This is a genomic window from Agromyces binzhouensis (assembly GCF_004135055.1).
Lineage (GTDB): Bacteria > Actinomycetota > Actinomycetes > Actinomycetales > Microbacteriaceae > Agromyces > Agromyces binzhouensis.
The window spans coordinates 1-17004 of record NZ_SDPL01000023.1; the positions used below are offsets into that span (position 1 = coordinate 1).

At 72.4% G+C, this 17004-nt stretch carries 20 protein-coding genes; 9 read left to right on the forward strand and 11 right to left on the reverse strand.

Features of this window, described 5'->3' with window-relative positions:
- A partial coding sequence (locus ESO86_RS02780; protein ID WP_165307252.1) for a phosphotransferase occupies nt 1-1311 on the reverse strand: 1311 nt, incomplete at its 3' end.
- 147 nt (nt 1312-1458) lie between these two features.
- On the opposite strand from ESO86_RS02780, the gene ESO86_RS02785 reads away from it, so the two are divergent.
- On the forward strand, nt 1459-1677 hold the full coding sequence (locus ESO86_RS02785) for a hypothetical protein (protein ID WP_129233372.1): 219 nt from the start codon (nt 1459-1461) through the stop codon (nt 1675-1677).
- A 22-nt stretch (nt 1678-1699) separates the two neighbouring features.
- On the opposite strand, the gene ESO86_RS02790 is transcribed toward ESO86_RS02785, so the two are convergent.
- From ESO86_RS02790 to msrB, 5 genes are all read right to left on the reverse strand, one after another.
- Nucleotides 1700-2389 carry a hypothetical protein gene (locus tag ESO86_RS02790; RefSeq protein ID WP_129233373.1) on the reverse strand — a complete coding sequence of 230 codons (690 nt, stop codon included), beginning with the start codon at nt 2387-2389 and terminating at the stop codon, nt 1700-1702.
- 120 nt (nt 2390-2509) lie between these two features.
- On the reverse strand, nt 2510-3445 hold the full coding sequence (locus ESO86_RS02795) for a PLP-dependent cysteine synthase family protein (RefSeq protein WP_129233374.1): 936 nt from the start codon (nt 3443-3445) through the stop codon (nt 2510-2512).
- A gap of 19 nt (nt 3446-3464) precedes the next feature.
- Nucleotides 3465-4532 (reverse strand): FUSC family protein, encoded by a 1068-nt coding sequence (locus tag ESO86_RS02800; protein ID WP_129233375.1) that lies wholly within the window; start codon nt 4530-4532, stop codon nt 3465-3467.
- 88 nt (nt 4533-4620) lie between these two features.
- On the reverse strand, nt 4621-5181 hold the full coding sequence (gene msrA / locus ESO86_RS02805; RefSeq protein ID WP_129233376.1) for a peptide-methionine (S)-S-oxide reductase MsrA: 561 nt from the start codon (nt 5179-5181) through the stop codon (nt 4621-4623).
- On the reverse strand, nt 5178-5642 hold the full coding sequence (msrB, locus tag ESO86_RS02810; RefSeq protein ID WP_129233377.1) for a peptide-methionine (R)-S-oxide reductase MsrB: 465 nt from the start codon (nt 5640-5642) through the stop codon (nt 5178-5180). The genes msrA and msrB overlap by 4 nt, the downstream gene beginning before the upstream one ends.
- Before the next feature lie 236 nt (nt 5643-5878).
- Here msrB and ESO86_RS02815 point away from each other — a divergent pair, with 236 nt between their 5' ends.
- On the forward strand, nt 5879-6844 hold the full coding sequence (locus tag ESO86_RS02815; RefSeq protein WP_129233378.1) for a 5'-3' exonuclease: 966 nt from the start codon (nt 5879-5881) through the stop codon (nt 6842-6844).
- A 123-nt stretch (nt 6845-6967) separates the two neighbouring features.
- On the opposite strand, the gene ESO86_RS02820 is transcribed toward ESO86_RS02815, so the two are convergent.
- Both ESO86_RS02820 and ESO86_RS02825 read right to left on the reverse strand, forming a co-directional pair.
- Nucleotides 6968-7447, reverse strand: coding sequence for a hypothetical protein (locus ESO86_RS02820; RefSeq protein ID WP_129233379.1), 480 nt, complete (start codon nt 7445-7447; stop codon nt 6968-6970).
- A gap of 317 nt (nt 7448-7764) precedes the next feature.
- Nucleotides 7765-8322 carry a hypothetical protein gene (locus ESO86_RS02825; protein WP_129233380.1) on the reverse strand — a complete coding sequence of 186 codons (558 nt, stop codon included), beginning with the start codon at nt 8320-8322 and terminating at the stop codon, nt 7765-7767.
- Nucleotides 8323-8420: 98 nt separating this feature from the next.
- On the opposite strand from ESO86_RS02825, the gene ESO86_RS02830 reads away from it, so the two are divergent.
- The gene (locus ESO86_RS02830) at nt 8421-8909 is read left to right on the forward strand and encodes a nucleoside deaminase (RefSeq protein ID WP_129233381.1); all 489 of its coding nucleotides are present in this window, start codon (nt 8421-8423) and stop codon (nt 8907-8909) included.
- A gap of 16 nt (nt 8910-8925) precedes the next feature.
- On the opposite strand, the gene ESO86_RS02835 is transcribed toward ESO86_RS02830, so the two are convergent.
- Nucleotides 8926-9744: a class I SAM-dependent methyltransferase gene (locus tag ESO86_RS02835; RefSeq protein ID WP_129233382.1), complete on the reverse strand. Its 819-nt coding sequence runs from the start codon at nt 9742-9744 to the stop codon at nt 8926-8928.
- Between the two features lie 98 nt (nt 9745-9842).
- Here ESO86_RS02835 and ESO86_RS02840 point away from each other — a divergent pair, with 98 nt between their 5' ends.
- A complete protein-coding gene (locus tag ESO86_RS02840) occupies nt 9843-10352 on the forward strand; it encodes a hypothetical protein (protein ID WP_129233383.1) in 510 nt (169 codons plus the stop codon).
- 24 nt (nt 10353-10376) lie between these two features.
- Here ESO86_RS02840 and ESO86_RS02845 read toward each other — a convergent pair whose 3' ends face one another.
- Complete coding sequence (locus ESO86_RS02845) at nt 10377-10844, reverse strand: hypothetical protein (protein WP_129233384.1); 468 nt, start codon at nt 10842-10844, stop codon at nt 10377-10379.
- Nucleotides 10845-10902: 58 nt separating this feature from the next.
- Nucleotides 10903-11964, reverse strand: coding sequence for a LacI family DNA-binding transcriptional regulator (locus ESO86_RS02850; RefSeq protein WP_129233385.1), 1062 nt, complete (start codon nt 11962-11964; stop codon nt 10903-10905).
- Between the two features lie 225 nt (nt 11965-12189).
- Here ESO86_RS02850 and ESO86_RS02855 point away from each other — a divergent pair, with 225 nt between their 5' ends.
- The 5 genes from ESO86_RS02855 (at nt 12190) to ESO86_RS02875 (ending at nt 16949) form a co-directional block, all read left to right on the forward strand.
- Nucleotides 12190-13041, forward strand: a complete 852-nt coding sequence (locus tag ESO86_RS02855) for an ABC transporter substrate-binding protein (protein WP_422836469.1) — start codon at nt 12190-12192, stop codon at nt 13039-13041.
- Between the two features lie 78 nt (nt 13042-13119).
- Complete coding sequence (locus tag ESO86_RS02860) at nt 13120-13908, forward strand: amino acid ABC transporter permease (RefSeq protein WP_129233387.1); 789 nt, start codon at nt 13120-13122, stop codon at nt 13906-13908.
- Nucleotides 13909-13913: 5 nt separating this feature from the next.
- A complete protein-coding gene (locus ESO86_RS02865; protein ID WP_129233390.1) occupies nt 13914-14675 on the forward strand; it encodes an amino acid ABC transporter ATP-binding protein in 762 nt (253 codons plus the stop codon).
- Complete coding sequence (locus ESO86_RS02870; RefSeq protein WP_129233388.1) at nt 14675-15730, forward strand: Gfo/Idh/MocA family protein; 1056 nt, start codon at nt 14675-14677, stop codon at nt 15728-15730. Before ESO86_RS02865 ends, ESO86_RS02870 begins: the two co-directional genes overlap by 1 nt.
- 43 nt (nt 15731-15773) lie before the next feature.
- Entirely contained in the window at nt 15774-16949 is a 1176-nt protein-coding gene (locus ESO86_RS02875) for an NAD(P)/FAD-dependent oxidoreductase (protein ID WP_129233389.1), read from the forward strand.
- Nucleotides 16950-17004 lie beyond the last annotated feature (55 nt).

Below are 17004 nucleotides of genomic sequence, written 5' to 3' on the forward strand. Positions count from 1 at the left end.
GAGCCACGCCATCGGCGCGCCCGCGTCGAGCGCCGCCAGGGCGAGCCGATCCTCGAGGCCGGGCGCGAGCCAGGCGCCCGCGTCGACCTCGTCGGAGGTGATCGACACGTCGAGGCGGACCGCCCCGGCGAGGTCCGGTGCCGGGTCGAGGCCGATCCGGGTGGGGCGGTGGCGCGAGGCATCCGCTCGCCCGTCGTCGAGCTCGACGCCCAGCGCTTCGGCGATCAGCCGGGTCATCACGGCCGACGGAACCGAGGTCGCCTGCTCGAAGATGCGCCACTCGCGCTCGACGCCCTCGGCGGCGTACGCGTTCGCGCCGCCGTCGATCTGCACCTGCTGCTCGCCGCTCACGACGAGCACGGCGCCGCGGAGCACGACGAGCGGCCACAGCGCCCGCACCTCGGAGGCCGACAGCGGACGCAGCGCGTGGAACGCCCGCACGGCGGGCAGCACCGAGACCGGCTCGGCGCCGGCGTGGTGCAGCACCGACGAGATCGTGATCGCGAGCTCGGACACCGCCCAGCTGCGGGTCACGTCGCCGAAGTCGATCATCCCGTCGGGCAGGCGGATGCCGCGGTCGGTCGTGCACACCACGTTGTCGTCGGTGAGGTCGAGGTGCACGGCCTGCTGGGGGAGCTCGCTCGCGACGGCCTGCACGTCGGCCCAGGCGCGGGCCGCGGCATCCGTCACCCGCTCCCGCTTCGCGGCGTCGGGGTGGTAGTGGGCGAGCAGGTCGACCACGCGGTCGGCGACCCGGAGGTCCCACTGCAGCACGCGGTCGAGGCCGGGGTGGTCGAAGTCCGAGAGCGCGAGGCTCGCGTGCGCCGCGACCTCGCCCATGCGCGCCACCACCGCGGGGGAGAGGTACGCCGGGCCGTTGAGGGTGCCGCCCGGCAGGTACTCGAGGAGCCGGACGGCGAGCGGCCCCTCGCTCGTCTCGGCCACGATCGACCGGGGCGAGCCGTCGTCGGCGACGCTCGTCGTGGCGATGCGGAGGTGCGGCGCCGCGTCGGCGATGCGCGAGGCGGCGTGGTCCTGCGCGTCGAGCTCGTCCGCGGTGAACGCGGGGTTCGTGATCTTCACGACGCCGATCGGAGCGTCGGGCTCGCCCGAATCGTCGGCGCGGTGCTCGGGCACGCGCGCCCGAGCGAGGAAGTTCTGGTCCTGCTGGCTGCCGAGCCCGTCGAGCTCGACGTCGAGGTCCCAGTGCTCGCGCACGATCGCGACGACCTCGTCGGCCGGCAGCGCGGGAGCGGGCAGCTCGCCCGCCGAGAAGAAGTCGAAGCCCCGGGTGTTCGCGGGCTGGCTCATGTTGGCCCCTTTCCGCCTCGAACATAGTCAGGGCGGATGCCTCCGGCCGAGCGCCGCCGTGTCGATCCTCGTGCCGTTCGTCCACCGACCGGGCGACGCGCGGGACGCCTGCGACGGATGTCGGAGGTCGCTCGTACCGTGAGGGCCATGACGAACCAGCCGCTTCCGACGCTCGAGCCCGACGTGCTCGACGAGCCCTGCCTGCGCTGCGGCTCCGCCGCGGTCCGGGTCATCGTGTACGGCCCGCTCGATCTCGAGGTCGAGGCCGATGTCGCGGCCGCCGGCCTCTCCGGCGAGGCCCCGATCTTCGACTGCCGCGACTGCGGCTTCGAGTGGGGCGAGGCGGTCCGCGACCTGCTCGCCTGAGGCCCGGGGGTCGGCGCGCCGGCTATCGGTCGTCGGCAGTGCTGCGGTCGGTCCGCAGGGTGAGGATCGCGGCGCGCGCCACGAATGCCGACCACGCGAGCAGTCCGAGCAGCTTCGCGCCGTCCTCCACGAGCACCGAGGCGCGGGTGGCCGGTTCGACGAGGACGTCGACGATCGCCGAGGTGCCGAGGCCGGCGAACATGACCACGAGCAGCGCCGCGTCGAGGCGCTCCACGATGAGGTCGCGGAAGCGGAGGGCGAAGGCGAGGAAGGCGATCGCGTAGGCGGCGGCGAGCACGAGGCCCGATCCCGGCCCGAACGCGGCCGTCTCGTGGAGCAGGAGCAGGTCGTCCAACGCGACGACCAGCGTCAGCGTCAGGCTCCAGGCGAGCAGGCGGCGGACGTCCCGTCGGCGGGGACGGAGGAGGAGCGCCGTGCACGCGGCGCCGGCGGCGAGCAGCATCGCCACGATGCCCAGGTTCGAGACCAGTCCGTACGCCGGGCTCGCGTTGCCGCGCGCGGCCGCGACGACCTGGGCGTCCCGCACGAGGTCGGTCGGCACCATCCACGGCTGGGTCACCACGACCGCCATCGCGATGACCACGGCTGCGGCGATCGCCGCGAGGAGCCAGCCCGGGGTGCGATGGAGCGCGTCGCGGATCCGTTGCGGCGCGCGGGTCTCGGTCGTCGTCGTGATGGTGTTCCTTCCCACGCCGCGATCGCGGCGCTCCGACCGTGCGAGCGTAGTCGCGACCTGCGCAAAGGCGAAGTCCTTGACATCCGGGCCCCGGCGCGACATCGCGCGGGCGCGCGGCGTCGCGGGCGCGCGTCGTCAGGAGTAGATGCGTCCGCCGAGGTACTTGAGGCCGTGGTCGCAGGCGATGGTCACCACGCGGTGGCCGGCGCCGAGTTCGACCGCGAGGTCGATCGCGGCGCTGACGTTCATGCCCGTCGAACCGCCGGCGAAGATGCCCTCGGTGCGGGCGAGCCTGCGGCAGGTCTCGAACGCCCGCTCCTGTCCGATGGTGCGGATGCCGTCGAGCACGCCGCGGTCGAGGAACGGCGGGTCGGGGAACACCGCGACCCCCTCGACCGCGTGACCGTGCGAGACGCCCTCCGTCAGCAGGGGCGCCTCCGCGGGCTCGAGGGCGACGACCTGCGGTTCGAGGCCCGCGCCGTGGAGGCCGCGGAGCGTGCCCATGAGCGCGCCGCCCGTGCCGACGCCGGTGCAGAACACGTCGATGCCGTCGCCCAGCGCGGCGCCGATCTCCTCGCCCATGGAGGCGTACCCGGCGATGACGTCGGGCGAGCCGAACTGGTCGGCGTAGTAGTGGCCGGGCTGCTCGGCGAGCGCGTACGCACGTTCCCGCATCCGGCCCACGAGCTCGGGCGTGATCCCGTCGCCGTGGCTCGCCTCGACGAGGACCTCCCCGCCGAACGCCTCCATCGCCTGCTGCTTGCTCGCGGAGAACGCGTCCGAGAAGACCGCGGTGAAGCGCAGCCCGAGCACGGCCGCGACGAACGCGAGCGAGGTGCCCGTGCTGCCGCCCGTGTACTCGACCACGGTGTCGCCGGGCGACACGTCGCCCCGGGCGACCGCCGCCGTGAGCACCGACACCGCCATGCGGTCCTTGTAGGACCCGGTCGGATTCGCGCCCTCGATCTTCACCCAGACCTCGGCGGCGCCGTCCGGAACGAGCGACTCGAGCCGGACGATCGGCGTGCCGCCGATCGCGCCGAGCACCCCATTGTCGTCGTGCGCGTCCATGGCGCCTCCCGTGCGCAGGCTACTCCCGTGCGCGGCGCGCCGTGGGTTCCGGTGGGAGATCGTCCTCCAGGAGCTCCTCGCGGATGCGGCGGAGGTCCTCCATGAGCGAGCCGATGAGGATCCAGTGGTCCGACTTCGGCGGCGCGATCTGGAGCGGTGCCGTGAGTGCCGGGATCGCGGAGGTGAGGGGCTCGGGGTCCACCTCGGCGAGGTGCACCGCGAGCCGGATGTCGTGCGCGACCCGCTGCAGCTGCTCGGCGATCGCGCGGACGGTCGGTTCGGCGGCGAGGTCGTCGTCGTAGTGGTCGACGAAGGCCCGGGTCATCCCGCCGACCTGGGTCACGATGGGACTGAGCCGTGCCAGCAGGCGATGCTGCTCGACGATGCCGCCGCGATGCGCCGACCGTCGCGGGTTCAGGGTGAGCGACTCCTCGGCGTCCGCGATCGCGGCGGCCGCGGCATCCCGCATCGGCCGCATGAGGCGGACCTCGAGCATGAGCTCGGTCAGGTCGGCGGGGCGCTGCGGGGCGCGCAGCGCCTCGGCGAGTCGGTCGGTGGATGCCGCGAGCTCGCTGCCGAGCCGCGCGAGGTGCTCCCGGGCTGGGTCGACGAGCACGGGCGGCACGATGAGCGCGTTGACGACGATGCCGATCGCCGCTCCGATGAGCGTCTCGAGCACGCGGTCGAGGGCGTACTCCGGCGAGGTGCCGCCGAGCGCGAGCACGAGCATCGCGCTGATCGCGACCTGGTTCGAGGTGCCGGCCGTCATCCGCAGCGCCCACGCGACGAGCAGTGCGATGAGGATGGCGGCGAGGATCACCCAGCTCGTCGGTCCGAATGCGAGGCCGAGGAGCGAGGCGATCACGACGCCCGCGATCACGCCGACGCTGCGCTCGAGCGCCTTGCCCAGCGACTGGTTGACGCTCGGCTGCACGACGAGGAGCGCGGCGATCGCGGCGAACACGGGCAGCGGACCGGGGATCAGCCACCCGGCGAGGAGCCACGCCGCGACCGTCGCCACCGCGGACTTCAGCACCTGCAGGATCGGCGCCCGCTTCGTGGCGCGGAACCGTTCGGACAACCGCATGCGACTCACGCTAGCGGTCGGGGGGAGGGCACGCCCGGTGGACGACGCGGGGCCCGCGACCGTGCGGTCGCGGGCCCCGTTTCCCCGCTCAGCTCGCGGCGGCCGTCTCGGCGCCGGCGGCGCCGCGCTTCGGCAGGCGCCATCCGGGCCGGACGAAGTGGCAGGTGTAGCCCCACGGGATGCGCTGCAGGTAGTCCTGGTGCTCGGGCTCGGCCTCCCAGAACTTGCCGGCCGGGGCGACCTCGGTCACGACCGGGCCGGGCCAGATGCCGGAGGCGTCCACGTCGGCGATGGTGTCGATCGCCGTGTCGTACTGGGCGTCGCTGGTCGGGAAGATCGCCGAGCGATAGCTCGTGCCGACGTCGTTGCCCTGCCGGTTCTTCGTGCTCGGGTCGTGGATCTGGAAGAAGAACTCCAGCAGCTCGCGGTAGCTGAGCTTCGTCGGGTCGAACACGACCTCGAGCGCCTCGGCGTGCGAGCCGTGGTTGCGGTAGGTCGCGTGGTCGACGTCGCCGCCGCTGTAGCCGACGCGCGTGTCGATCACGCCCGGCAGCTTGCGCACGAGGTCCTCCATGCCCCAGAAACAGCCGCCCGCGAGGACCGCGGTCTCGGCTCCGGAAACGGTGGTGATGGCGCCTGGGGTGGTCATGCGGTCTCCTCGGTGATGGTGACGAACAGGGTGAGGTACTCGCCGTAGCCCTCGGCCTCGAGGTCGTCGAGGTGCACGAAGCGGAGTGCGGCGGAGTTGATGCAGTAGCGCAGGCCGCCGGCATCCGCCGGACCGTCGTCGAAGACGTGGCCGAGGTGGCTGTCGGCGCCGGCCGATCGGACCTCGACGCGCTTCATGAAGAACGAGCGGTCGACGTGCTCGGTGACGGCCGCTTGGTCGATCGGGCGCGTGAAGCTCGGCCAGCCGGAACGGCTGTCGTACTTGTGCACGCTCGCGAAGAGCGGCTGGCCCGAGACGACGTCGACGTAGAGGCCGGGCTCGTGGTTGTTCCAGTACTCGTTTCGGAACGCCGGCTCGGTGGCGTCGTCCTGCGTGACCTTGCGCTGCAGCGGGGTGAGGCGGTCGAGCGCCTCGGGAGTCCTGCGATAGTCCTGTGACACGGTTGCTCCTTCTCCGGCGACACCGGCTGTGCCGCCCCGGACCGGTGACACCGGCTGAGCCGGTTACTCCTGCGTCCATGAGGAAGAACCCCGTTCGGGCGGCCGATGTTCCGCAGGATGCGCCCCCACGCTGTGGGTTCGCTGTGAGCGCCCGGAGCGCGCGCGACGGGTGCTCGAGGTGCCGGTCGTGCCGGTGCGGGCGTGCCCTCGTCGGGCGGTGGTGGGAGGATCGGCGCATGGCCGACCGACTCATGCTCCTCGACACCGCCTCGCTGTACTTCCGGGCGTTCTACGGCGTGCCCGACTCGCTGAAGCGGGCCGACGGCACGCCCGTGAACGCGGTGCGCGGGCTGCTCGACATGATCGCCCGCCTGGTGTCCGAGTTCGAGCCGACGCATCTCGTCGCATGCTGGGACGACGACTGGCGGCCGCACTGGCGCGTGGAGCTCATCCCGAGCTACAAGGCGCACCGTGTCGAGCAGGTCGTGCCCGCCGGGCCCGACATCGAGGAGGTGCCCGACCCGCTCGAGGCGCAGCTGCCGATGATCCGCGAGGCGCTCGGCCTGCTCGGCATCCCGATCGTCGGCGTCGCGGCGCACGAGGCCGACGACGTGATCGGTTCGCTCGCGACGCAGGCGACCATTCCGGTCGACGTCGTGTCGGGCGACCGCGACCTGTTCCAGCTCGTCGACGACGACCGGGGCGTGCGTGTCATCTACACCGCCCGCGGCATGAACCGGCTGGAGCTCGTCGACAACGAGTGGGTCGTCGCGAAGTACGGCATCGAGGCGTCGCAGTACGCCGACTTCGCGACGCTCCGCGGGGACTCGTCCGACGGGCTGCCGGGCGTCGCCGGGATCGGCGAGAAGACCGCGGCGGGCCTGCTCGGCGACTTCGGCTCGCTCGATGCGATGCTCGCGGTGGCGTCGGGCGACCCGGATGCCGCGGCCGCCGCGCCCGCGACGATGTCGGCCTCCATGCGGGCGAAGCTCACCGGCGCGCATGAGTACCTCGCGGTCGCCCCGACCGTGGTCAACGTGGTGCGCGACCTCGACCTGCCGTCGGCGGAGGATCTCGACGCCCGGCTCGCGCCCGTCACGGGTGCCCGCCGCGAGACCCTCGAGGACCTCGCGGAGGAGTGGAACCTCGGCGGTTCGGTGCCGCGCGTGCTGGCCGCACTGGACCAGGCGCCGGCGGAGTAGCGGGCGCGTCTACGGTTCGTATGCGGGACGTGAACCTCGGGGGGAGGTTCTCCCGCCGAAACCTCGGTATCGAAGTACCGAAGTACCGAAGTACCGGGCGTCCTGAACCCGGACCCCCGCCGCTCAGCAGCCCGGGCCGTCGCGGACCGCGCTGCAGTCGCCGGTCACCAGGACCGTGTCGAATTCGCCGACGAGCACGTTCATCTGCGGTGCCGGCAGGCTGAGCGTTCCGTCGATCCATCGCCAGGCCGAGCCGTCGAATCGGTACTCCGCCACGTAGACGACGGTCGGGTCGACCGTGTACCGACCGGATGCCGCGTACGCGTGGCTCGTCGGCGTCGTCGTGAACTCGGCGACGCCGAGGTCGTCCCAGGTCGCACCGGGATCGGCGGAATGGACGAGCCCTCCGTCGGAATGCGACCACCGGTAGGCGACCGGGTGGAACCGCACCTCGGCGGGGCGACCGAGCAGCGTGCCGGAACGCGTCTCGACGGACGCGCGCCCGATGAAGTTCGCCGGGAGCCCGACGACCGCCCACCCGTCGGGCTGCATCTGGCCCGATGCCACGTCCGGCCGGAACGAGGCGATGTCGCGCAGCGTCACGGTCGGCTCGCCCGGCGCCGGTGGCTCCGGCTCGGCGCCCTCGAACGCGCAGACGGTCGGGTTCTCCGGGTTGCAAACGTCCCGCGGCGGCTCGGCCGGTCGGGTGGGCTCGGACGCGGGATCGACCCGATCGGGGGCCGCCCCGCCTTCGGCGGTAGGTGGCTGATCGTGGATTCTGTGTAGTTCGGCCTCGAGTTCGACAAGGCCTTCTGAGATCGAGTCATCCAGTCTGAGGTCGCACAGACCAGCGAGCTGGAGGTCTGCGGGGCATGCGGAGTGGCCGCCTGCCACGATTGCTCCCGCGGCGACTGTGGTGACTAACAGAAGTCGTCGCCAGGCCACAGTTCGTTTCCGCTCACCTTGATGCTCGTGATCTCCGCTCGGAACTCCAGAACGAGTGCCACCCGCTCGTCGCGATCGCTGGGAGTCACGTCTTCGCCTTGAGAGTTGCGCAGGACTGTGCCAGAGACGTCTTGGCACGCGTAGATCGAGATGAAGGTCTCTCCGTCGTCAACATGCGTCTCGATCAGTGCGGCTGTGTCGATCGTGGTCATGCCGCTCGCACGAAGTCCGGAGGCGACGAAGGTCTCGAGCTCCGAGACGCGCTTCTCGCCGAACTCACCCGATGATGTCTCCCGGATAGCGTCGGCGGGGAGCTCGCCGGCGAGTATGGCGGCGGTCGACTCTAGGTGGCGCTCATACGCCTCGACCGCCGCCGCCAGCGCCTCCTCGTCGGATGCGAACAGCGGCGTCTCGGCGGCATCCGTCGTCGGGGGCGGGGACGGAGTGGTCTGAGCCGCGGCGCACCCGGTGAGGGCGACCAGCGCCGCGCCCGTCAGGGCGAGCACGACGAGGCGGCGGAGGCGTCGGGGCATGCGGACCAAGGTAGGCGATCCGCGAGCGGGGTCCCGGCGTCATCCACAGGGTGCGCACAATGGGAGGCGGCGGCATCCGTCGACGAAGGGGGAACCGGATGAGCGAGGCGAACGGCATCGACGAGCACGACCTGGCGCGGCTGCGACGATGCGTCGAGTTGGCGCGGGCCGCGCGCGAGCGCGGGGACCATCCGTTCGGGTCGATCGTCGTCACCGGTGACGGGCGCGTCGTCGAGGGCATGAACACGGTGGTGACCCGGCGCGACCCGACCGGGCACGCTGAGACGAACGTCGTGCGCGATGCGGCGGCCGTCCTCGACGAGCGCGAACTCGCCGCGGCGACGCTCTACACGAGCACCGAGCCGTGCGCGATGTGCTCGGGCGCCATCTACTGGAGCGGCATCCCGCGGGTCGTGTTCGCGCTCTCGGAGGCCGGGCTCCGCGACATCGTCGCCGAACAGGAGGGCGTGCCGACGCTCAGCCTGCCGTCGCGCGAGGTCTTCGCCCGCGGCGGACGGCCGGTGATCGTCGACGGACCCGCCGACCTTCCCGAGGCCGCCGCCGTCCACGACGGGTTCTGGACCTGATCGCGGGCTGTACCCCTCAGGAGCGTCGTCCGACGATCGCCCAGGCTCGCGCGTTCAAGGCGATCGACCCGTCCGGCCGGGTCGCCGGCTCGACGGTCGCGCGCATCCGGTCGCGGACCGCCGTGCGCGCGGCATCCGTCGCCGACGCGAGGTACGACGGCGCCGGACCCTGGCCGCCGAGGAACGGGGACCACAGGTCGTCGAAGTCCGAGAACACCGTCTCGACGTCGATCGCGTCGACGCGGACGGAGTCGCCGTCCATTCCCGGCGCGGCAGACCAGAGGTCCCGGAGCGGCTGCGGGTCGCAGATCGGGAAGCGCCGCCCCTCGTCGAGGGCGACCGCGGCGGGGTCGACCGCCGCCGCGGCATCCCAGAAGTGGCGCAGCATGCGCATGCCGCCGGAATAGTCCCAGACGTAGGCCGCGATGAGTCCGCCCGGCGCGGCGACGCGCGAGAACTCCGCCACGGCGGCCGCGGCATCCGGCACGAAGTTGAGCACCAGGCCGGACACGACGGCATCCGCGGCCCCGTCCGGCAGCGGGAGGTGCTGCGCATCGCCCACGACGAACCGCACCTCCGGACGGCCGACGATCCCGGGTCGATCCCGCGCTGCGGCGAGGAAGCCCTCGGACGGGTCGACGCCCACGATCGAGCTCGGTGCGTACCGTTCGACCACGGCGGCGGTGAGCGCGCCCGTGCCGCAGCCCACGTCGACCCAGCGGATGCCGCGTTCCGCATCGAGCGATTCGAGGAACCGGTCCGCGACCGGCCTGCTCCACCGCCCGATGTACCGCTCGTACGGTCCCCCGTCGTGCCATCGGTCGGCGACCACCATGACGCGTGTCTACGCCGTGCGGCGTGGTGCCGCAACCCGGCCCGCACTCAGGGCCAGCCCTGTGCCGGCTGCGTGGAGCCGGCGGATACGCTCGCCGGGTGGATCCGAAGCCCAGCGCCCGCGTGCGCTCCCGCACCGGAAGGGCCCTCCTCGGGGCCATCGCACTGACCGCGCTGCTCGCGGGGTGCACGGCGACCGGGACGCCGTCGCCCTCCGAGGTGCCCCACGCGACGACGCCGTCGCCGACCGCGAGCGACGCGCCGCCCGCATCCGACGAACTCGTCGCGGCCGACGCCGATCGCCCGCTCGAGGCGATCGATGCATACGCCCTGTGCCGCGCGCAGACCTACGCGTTCTACCCCGGAGACTTCGCACTGCTCGAGTACGCGCCGTTCGACGAGGCATCCGTGCTGCTCCGTGGCGACGGGCTGTGGTTCGTCTACATCGAGGTCGACGACGGCAATCGACCGGCCGACCTGGTCGAATCCGGGGCGAGCAACTGCATCGTCGGCGGCACGATCGGCGAGCCCAAGTGGGAGCTCTTCGGTGTCGTCACCCGGGGCGAGGACGTCGTCGACGACTACGACGCGCCGCTGCCCAGTGCGTGACGTGCGGGCGGGCGGCGCTGCGACTCAGGTGGGCACGCCCGGCGCGGGCGCGGTCGGACCGAGCCAGTACGACGGCGCCGGCAGCTCGACGCCGCCGCTCGCCGCGACGATGACGATGAACGCGTAGATCGCGACGCCGATGGCGAGCGCGCCGAGCACCGTCGCGAGCGGCACCGCCCACGACACGCGCACTCCGGCTCGCCGGTAGCGCGCGGGCGCCATCCACGCGACCCACATCGCGGCGGCGCCGAAACCGGCGATCCACACCGTGCGCAACGCCTGGCCCTCGAGCGGCGCGAACAGCGCGATGCCGAGCGCGCCGGCGCCGAGCAGCACGGCGGCCCACGCGAACAACCGACCCATGCCGAGCCCGCCCACGTCGTACTGGTCGCCGAACCACGGCGTCGGCGCCTGGCCGGTGGGGCCGGTCGCGTCGCTCACGCCGTCGTGCTCGTCGTGGTCGTCGGGCTCGCGTCGGGCGGGATCGGTCATGTGGTCGATCGTACGGGCGCCGGATGCCGCAGTGCCCGCCACGGGCGACGGTGCGGGATCAGTCGGGGGGCGGCGCGATGGACTCGCGTTCGATGAGCCGCTGGGGGAGCACCACGTTCTCGTGTGGGGACCCGTCGCCCGCGATGCGGCGGATGAGCAGTCGCGCGGCCTCGGCACCGATCTCGTGGATGGGTTGCGCCATGACGGTGATCGCGGGCGCCGAGAGGCTCGTCCAGTCCGCATCGTCGAAGGCGACGAGCGACACGGCCGTCGGGATCGGGATGCCGAGTTCGCGAAGCGTTCGGAATGCGGCCTGCGCGATGAGGCTGTCCGACGCGACGATCGCCGTGATGCCCTCGTCGACGAGTCCGCGGACGATGGCGTCGACGCCGTCGCGGCGTGCGTTCAGGCGCACGAACCGGGCTGGATCGGGGATTCCGGCGACCTCGAGGGCCTCGACGAATCCCGTGACGCGGTCGCCGACGGAGCTCGAGCCGAGGCGGTCGCCGACCCGGTAGTCGCCCTCGTGCACGATCGTGGAGACGAACGCGACGCGGCGGTGGCCCGCCTCGAGGAGCAGGTCCGTCAGGCGGCGCGCGCCGGCGCGGTTGTCCGCGACGACCGCGTCGACGTCGAGCCCGTCGGCGATGCGGTCGAACAGGACCAGCGGCCGCCCGCGCTCGACGGCGGCGCGCAGCGTCGAGGGGTCGGTCGTCGAGGCGGGTGCGACGAGGATGCCGTCGACGCGCTTGGCGAGCAGCACCGAGACGGCGTTCTCCTCCGCGTCGGCGTGCTCGTCGGAGTTCAGCAGGATCAGGTCGTACCCGGCCGCCTTCGCGACATCCGCCGCCCCCCTCGTGGCCTGCGCGAAGAACGGGTTCTCGATGTCGCCGACGATGATGCCGATCGAGTTCGAGCGGCCGGTCGTCATGGTCTTCGCGAGCGCGTTGGGGCGGTAGCCGAGTTCCTCGGCCGCGGCCTGGACGCGATCCCGAACGGCCTCGCTGGCCGCGCCGTAGCCGCCCAGGACCCGCGCAGCGGTCGCCTTCGACACCTTCGCGGCGGCGGCGACATCGCTCACGGTCACCTCGCGGCGACCGTTCAGGTGGTCTGCCGGCATTGAGAGCTCCTCAGAGAAAGTTGTTGACGGATGTCTCGACGGCCGGTTAGTGTTCCGGAAACGCGCTGAGACCGGTCTCAATCTACGCGACTGAGACCGGTCTCAACAAGATCCGGATCCCGATCCGGATCTGCGTCCACCGGGCCGCAGCACCCCGGGAGCACCACCGCACCACCCGAAACCGAACCCGCACATTCCCCGACACGAACAGGAAGCAGCATCGTGATCCAGCGCACCACCCTCCGCCGCACGGCCGTCGCCGTCGCCGCGGCGGCCACCGCCCTCGTCCTCTCCGCCTGCGCCAGCGGCGCGTCCGGCACCTCCGCGTCCGACGACGCGTCCGACAACCCGTACGGCCTGATCACCCCGGGCCAGATCCGCGTGGCGAGCCTCGGCGACGCCAAGCCGTACACGTTCACCGACGAGAACGGCGAGTTCACCGGCTTCGACGTCGAGTTCTTCACGGATGTCGCGAGCCGCATCGGCATCGACGACGTCGTGTTCACCGGCCAGGACTTCTCGGCCATCCTCCCGGCCGTCGCCAACGGCCAGTTCGACGCCGGCGTCGCGGCGATCGGCATCACGGACGAGCGCAAGCAGACCGTCGACTTCTCCGACGGCTACCTCGCGGGCTACCTGACGGTCATGGCGAGCCCCGCCGCCGGCATCGAGGACGCGTCCGGCCTCGCCGGGAAGCGTCTCGGCGTCGTGCAGGGCACCCTGCAGGAGGCGTACGCGGTGAAGAACTTCACCGACACCGAACTGGTCCGCTTCCCCGACAACAACGCCGCGATCTCGGCGGTGAACAGCGGCTCGATCGATGCGCACTTCCTCGACTACGAGGCGGCCAAGGAGTACGCCGAGCAGTACGGGCTCGTGAACGCCATCGACATCCCCTCCTTCGACGCACCCGCCGGGTTCGCGATCGCGAAGGGCAACGCCGAGTTCCAGGCCGCGCTCAACGAGGCCCTGCACGCGGCCATGGAGGACGGCACCTGGAAGGAGCTCTACGAGAAGTGGTTCCCGGGCTCGCCGATGCCCGACCAGTACCTGCCGTCGGACGAGCAGGGCGAGTAACCCCTCCCATCCCGGTGCGGGCCGCCCCACAGCAACCGCGGCCCGCACCGGTCCATCCCCACCACAACGGAGGACCTCATGGACTGGCTCGACACCCTCGTCGCGACCTTCCTCGACTTCGAGGCGATGTGGCAGGTGTTCCCCCAGATGCTCGGCACGGGCCTGGTGAACACCCTCGTCATCTCGATCGCCGCGACCGTGATCGGCGTCGTGCTCGGCATGGTCGTCGCGATCATGGGCATCTCGCGCTCGCGCTGGCTGCGCATCCCCGCCCGCGTCTACACCGACATCTTCCGCGGCCTGCCCGCGATCCTGACCATCCTGCTCATCGGCCAGGGCTTCGCCCGGCTCAGCCAGCAGGTCTTCGGCCCCTCGCCCTACCCGCTCGGCATCCTCGCACTGAGCCTGATCGCGAGCGCGTACATCGGCGAGATCTTCCGCGCCGGCATCCAGAGCGTCGACCGCGGCCAGATCGAGGCCTGCCGCGCCCTCGGCATGAGCTACGGCAGCGCGATGCGCCTGGTCGTCGTCCCGCAGGGCGTCCGCCGGGTGCTGCCCGCCCTGGTGAACCAGTTCATCGCGATCGTGAAGGACTCGAGCCTGGTGTACTTCCTCGGCCTGCTCGTGTCCGAGCGCGAGCTGTTCCGCGTCGGACAGGATGCCGCCGTGCTCACCGGCAACCTGTCGCCTCTGGTGATGGCCGGACTGTTCTACCTCGTCATCACGGTCCCGCTGACCCACCTCGTCAACCACTTCGACGACCGGTTCCGCACCGGGCGCCGCAAGTCGGCGCCGCCGCGAAGCGGCCTCGACGAGGTCGAGGAGCAGACCCCGAGCCCGGCACTGACCTACGGAGAGAACTCGTGACCACCATGTCCGCACTCCCGATCACCGACGGCCACCGCTACTCCGGCTCGAGCCTCGAGCTGCGGGGCGTGTCCATGGCCTACGGCGACATCGAGGTGCTCCGCGACGTCAGCCTCGAGGTCGCCCCGGGCACGACCACCTGCATCATCGGACCCTCGGGCTCGGGCAAGTCCACGCTGCTGCGCGGCGTGAACCGGCTGCACGAACCCAGCAGCGGCGACGTCCTGCTCGCGGGCGAGAGCGTGCTCACGCAGAAGCCGGACGCGGTGCGCCGACGGATCGGGCTCGTGTTCCAGCACTTCAACCTGTTCCCCGACCACACCGCGCTCGAGAACGTGGCGCTCGCGCTGCGCAACGTCAAGCGGATGTCGAAGGCGGCCGCAACCCGGACCGCCATGGAGCGGCTCACCGAGGTCGGCCTCGCCGAGCGCGCGGACCACCGCCCGCGTGATCTCTCCGGCGGGCAGCAGCAGCGCGTCGCGATCGCCCGCGCCCTCGCGATGGATCCCGAGGTGATGCTCTTCGACGAGGCGACGAGCGCACTCGACCCCGAGCTCGTCAAGGGCGTGCTGACCCTCATGGCCGGCCTCGCCCGCCGAGGCATGACGATGCTCGTCGTCACGCACGAGATGGGCTTCGCCCGGAAGGTCGCCGACCAGGTCGTGTTCATGGACGAGGGGCGCGTCGTCGAGCACGGCGCGCCCGGCGACCTCTTCGACCGCCCGCGGAGCCCGCGCCTGCAGCGCTTCCTCTCGGAGGTGCTCTGATGGCGGATGCCGCGCAGCGCGCGCCCATCCGCACCGCGATCATCGGCTACGGCACCTCCGGGCGGGTCTTCCACGCGCCGTTCGTCGACGCCGACCCCGCCTACTCGCTCGATGCGATCGTCACGCGCGACCCGTCGCGTCGGGCGTCGGCGGAGGCACGGCATCCGTCGGCCAGGACCCTCGCGACCGTCGACGACCTGTGGGCGACGGCCGAGCGAATCGACCTCGTCGTCATCGGCTCGCCGAGCGGCACGCACGCCGCGCTCGCCGAGGCGGCGCTCGAGGCGGGCCTCGACGTGGTGGTGGACAAGCCGTTCGCGGTCACCGCCGACGACGGTCGCGAGCTCATCGCGACCGCGGCCCGGCTCGGCCGCACCCTCACCGTCTTCCAGAACCGCCGCTGGGACGGCGACTTCCGCACGGTGCGCCGGCTCGTCGATCGCGGCGAGCTGGGCGAGGTGCACCGGTTCGAGTCCCGGTTCGAGTGGTGGAAGCCCGAGCCGCCCACCTCGTGGAAGACCGAGGCGAGCGTCGCGGAGGGCGGCGGGATCCTCTACGACCTCGGCACGCACCTCCTCGACCAGGCCGTGCAGCTGTTCGGCCCCGTCGCCGAGCTCAGCGCAGAGATCGACCGGCGGCGTCCCGCCGCCGCTGCGGACGACGACGTGTTCCTCGCGCTCCGGCACGAGTCGGGCGTGCGCTCGCACCTCTGGATGAACGCCGTCGCCCCGCGCCTCGGCCCCCGCTTCCACGTGCTCGGCTCGCGCGCCGGCTACACGAGCTGGGGCCTCGACGGCCAGGAGCCCGCCCTCATCGGGGGCGCGCTCCCGGGCGATCCCGGATTCGGCGAGACGCCGGAGGCCCGTCGGGGCGTGCTCGGCACCGACGGCGCCTGGCGGTCGGTCCCCACCGAGCGGGGCGACTACGGCGCCTTCTACCGGCTGCTCGCCGTCGCGCTTCGCGACGGCGGCCCCCTCCCCGTCGATCCGGCCGACGCGGTCGCGGTGCTCGAACTCATCGAGCGAGCGCACGCCGCGGCATCCGTCGACGCCTGACCCGCACGCAGTACTCGAGAACCACGAGAAGGAACAACGCATCATGTCTGGAACCGGAACGAAGCACGTCGTCGTCATCGGCGGCGGGATCCTCGGAGCGTCGACCGCGGCGCACCTCGCACGGGGCGGCGCCGACGTGACCCTCGTCACGTCCGGGGCGATCGCCGACGGGGCCTCCGGCCGCTCGATCGCCTGGCTGAACTCGTCGGGCGACCGCTCGCGCGACTACCACTACCTGCGTCTGATCGCCCTCGACCGATACCGGACCTGGGCCGAGCGCCACCCGGAGAGCCGGTCCTACCTGCGGTTCGACGGTGCGATGAAGTGGGCCGGCGACGGCGAGAGCTTCCGCGAGACGTTCGCGTTCGAGCGCGCCGCCGGATACGACGCGGTCTGGGTCGATCGATCCGACGTGAGCGCCGTCGCTCCCGACGTCGACGCGGCAGCGGTCGCCGAGGAGGGCGCGATCTTCAACGCGGGCGAGGGCTGGGTGAACCTGCCCGACCTCATCGCCGAGCTGGTCGCCGAGGCCGGGGCGGACGGCGCCCGGGTCATCGAGCACGCGGGCGACGTGCGCGTCGACGTGCAGGGCGGCGTCGCGCACGGGGTGGTCCTCGGGGACGGCAAGCAGATCGCCGCCGATCACGTGGTGCTCGCCACCGGCGGGGACGTCCCCGCGCACCTCGCCGCCCTCGGGGTGACCCTTCCCGACGCGACTCCGGCGGCGTTCGTGCTCTTCACCGACCCGGTCGACGTCGAGGTGAGGACCGTGCTGAACACGCCGCGGGTCGCCGTGCGACCGACCCCTGACGGACGGCTCGTGCTCGACGCCGACTGGGCGGAGAAGTCCGTCGTCGTCGGCGACGACGGATCGATCACCGTCCCCGAGGCGACGGTGCAGGGGCTCCTCGAAGCGGCGTCGCGCGTGCTCGCCGGGAACCCCCGCCTCACCGCGCAGCGCGTGGGGGCCGGGCTGAAGCCGATCCCGGGAGACGGCGAGCCGGTCGTCGGCGCGGTGCCCTCGATCGCGGGCCTGTCCACGGTGTTCACGCACTCGGGCGCCACCCTGGGCCTCGCGCTCGGCGAACTGCTCGCCGAGGAGATCCTGACCGGGGCGCCGTCGCCCGTGCTGGCCTCGTTCCGGCTCGACCGCTTCGGTGCCGGCATCGTGACCGACGCCGTCGGCACCGGTGCCTGGGCGCCCGTGGCGCAGGCGTAGTCGAGGACTCGAGCGCCCGCACCCGCCTCCGGGTGCGGGCGCGTCGGCGCGCGCC

Excerpts from the sequence above, each read along its gene's own strand:
- ESO86_RS02785 (WP_129233372.1), top strand. The coding sequence starts at position 1,459 with ATGACGAACCAGCCGCTTCCGACGCTCGAGCCCGACGTGCTCGACGAG.
- ESO86_RS02795 (WP_129233374.1), bottom strand. The coding sequence starts at position 3,445 with ATGGACGCGCACGACGACAATGGGGTGCTCGGCGCGATCGGCGGCACG.
- ESO86_RS02800 (WP_129233375.1), bottom strand. The coding sequence starts at position 4,532 with ATGCGGTTGTCCGAACGGTTCCGCGCCACGAAGCGGGCGCCGATCCTG.
- msrA (WP_129233376.1), bottom strand. The coding sequence starts at position 5,181 with ATGACCACCCCAGGCGCCATCACCACCGTTTCCGGAGCCGAGACCGCG.
- ESO86_RS02815 (WP_129233378.1), top strand. The coding sequence starts at position 5,879 with ATGGCCGACCGACTCATGCTCCTCGACACCGCCTCGCTGTACTTCCGG.
- ESO86_RS02825 (WP_129233380.1), bottom strand. The coding sequence starts at position 8,322 with ATGCCCCGACGCCTCCGCCGCCTCGTCGTGCTCGCCCTGACGGGCGCG.
- ESO86_RS02830 (WP_129233381.1), top strand. The coding sequence starts at position 8,421 with ATGAGCGAGGCGAACGGCATCGACGAGCACGACCTGGCGCGGCTGCGA.
- ESO86_RS02835 (WP_129233382.1), bottom strand. The coding sequence starts at position 9,744 with ATGGTGGTCGCCGACCGATGGCACGACGGGGGACCGTACGAGCGGTAC.
- ESO86_RS02845 (WP_129233384.1), bottom strand. The coding sequence starts at position 10,844 with ATGACCGATCCCGCCCGACGCGAGCCCGACGACCACGACGAGCACGAC.
- ESO86_RS02850 (WP_129233385.1), bottom strand. The coding sequence starts at position 11,964 with ATGCCGGCAGACCACCTGAACGGTCGCCGCGAGGTGACCGTGAGCGAT.
- ESO86_RS02860 (WP_129233387.1), top strand. The coding sequence starts at position 13,120 with ATGGACTGGCTCGACACCCTCGTCGCGACCTTCCTCGACTTCGAGGCG.
- ESO86_RS02865 (WP_129233390.1), top strand. The coding sequence starts at position 13,914 with ATGTCCGCACTCCCGATCACCGACGGCCACCGCTACTCCGGCTCGAGC.
- ESO86_RS02870 (WP_129233388.1), top strand. The coding sequence starts at position 14,675 with ATGGCGGATGCCGCGCAGCGCGCGCCCATCCGCACCGCGATCATCGGC.
- ESO86_RS02875 (WP_129233389.1), top strand. The coding sequence starts at position 15,774 with ATGTCTGGAACCGGAACGAAGCACGTCGTCGTCATCGGCGGCGGGATC.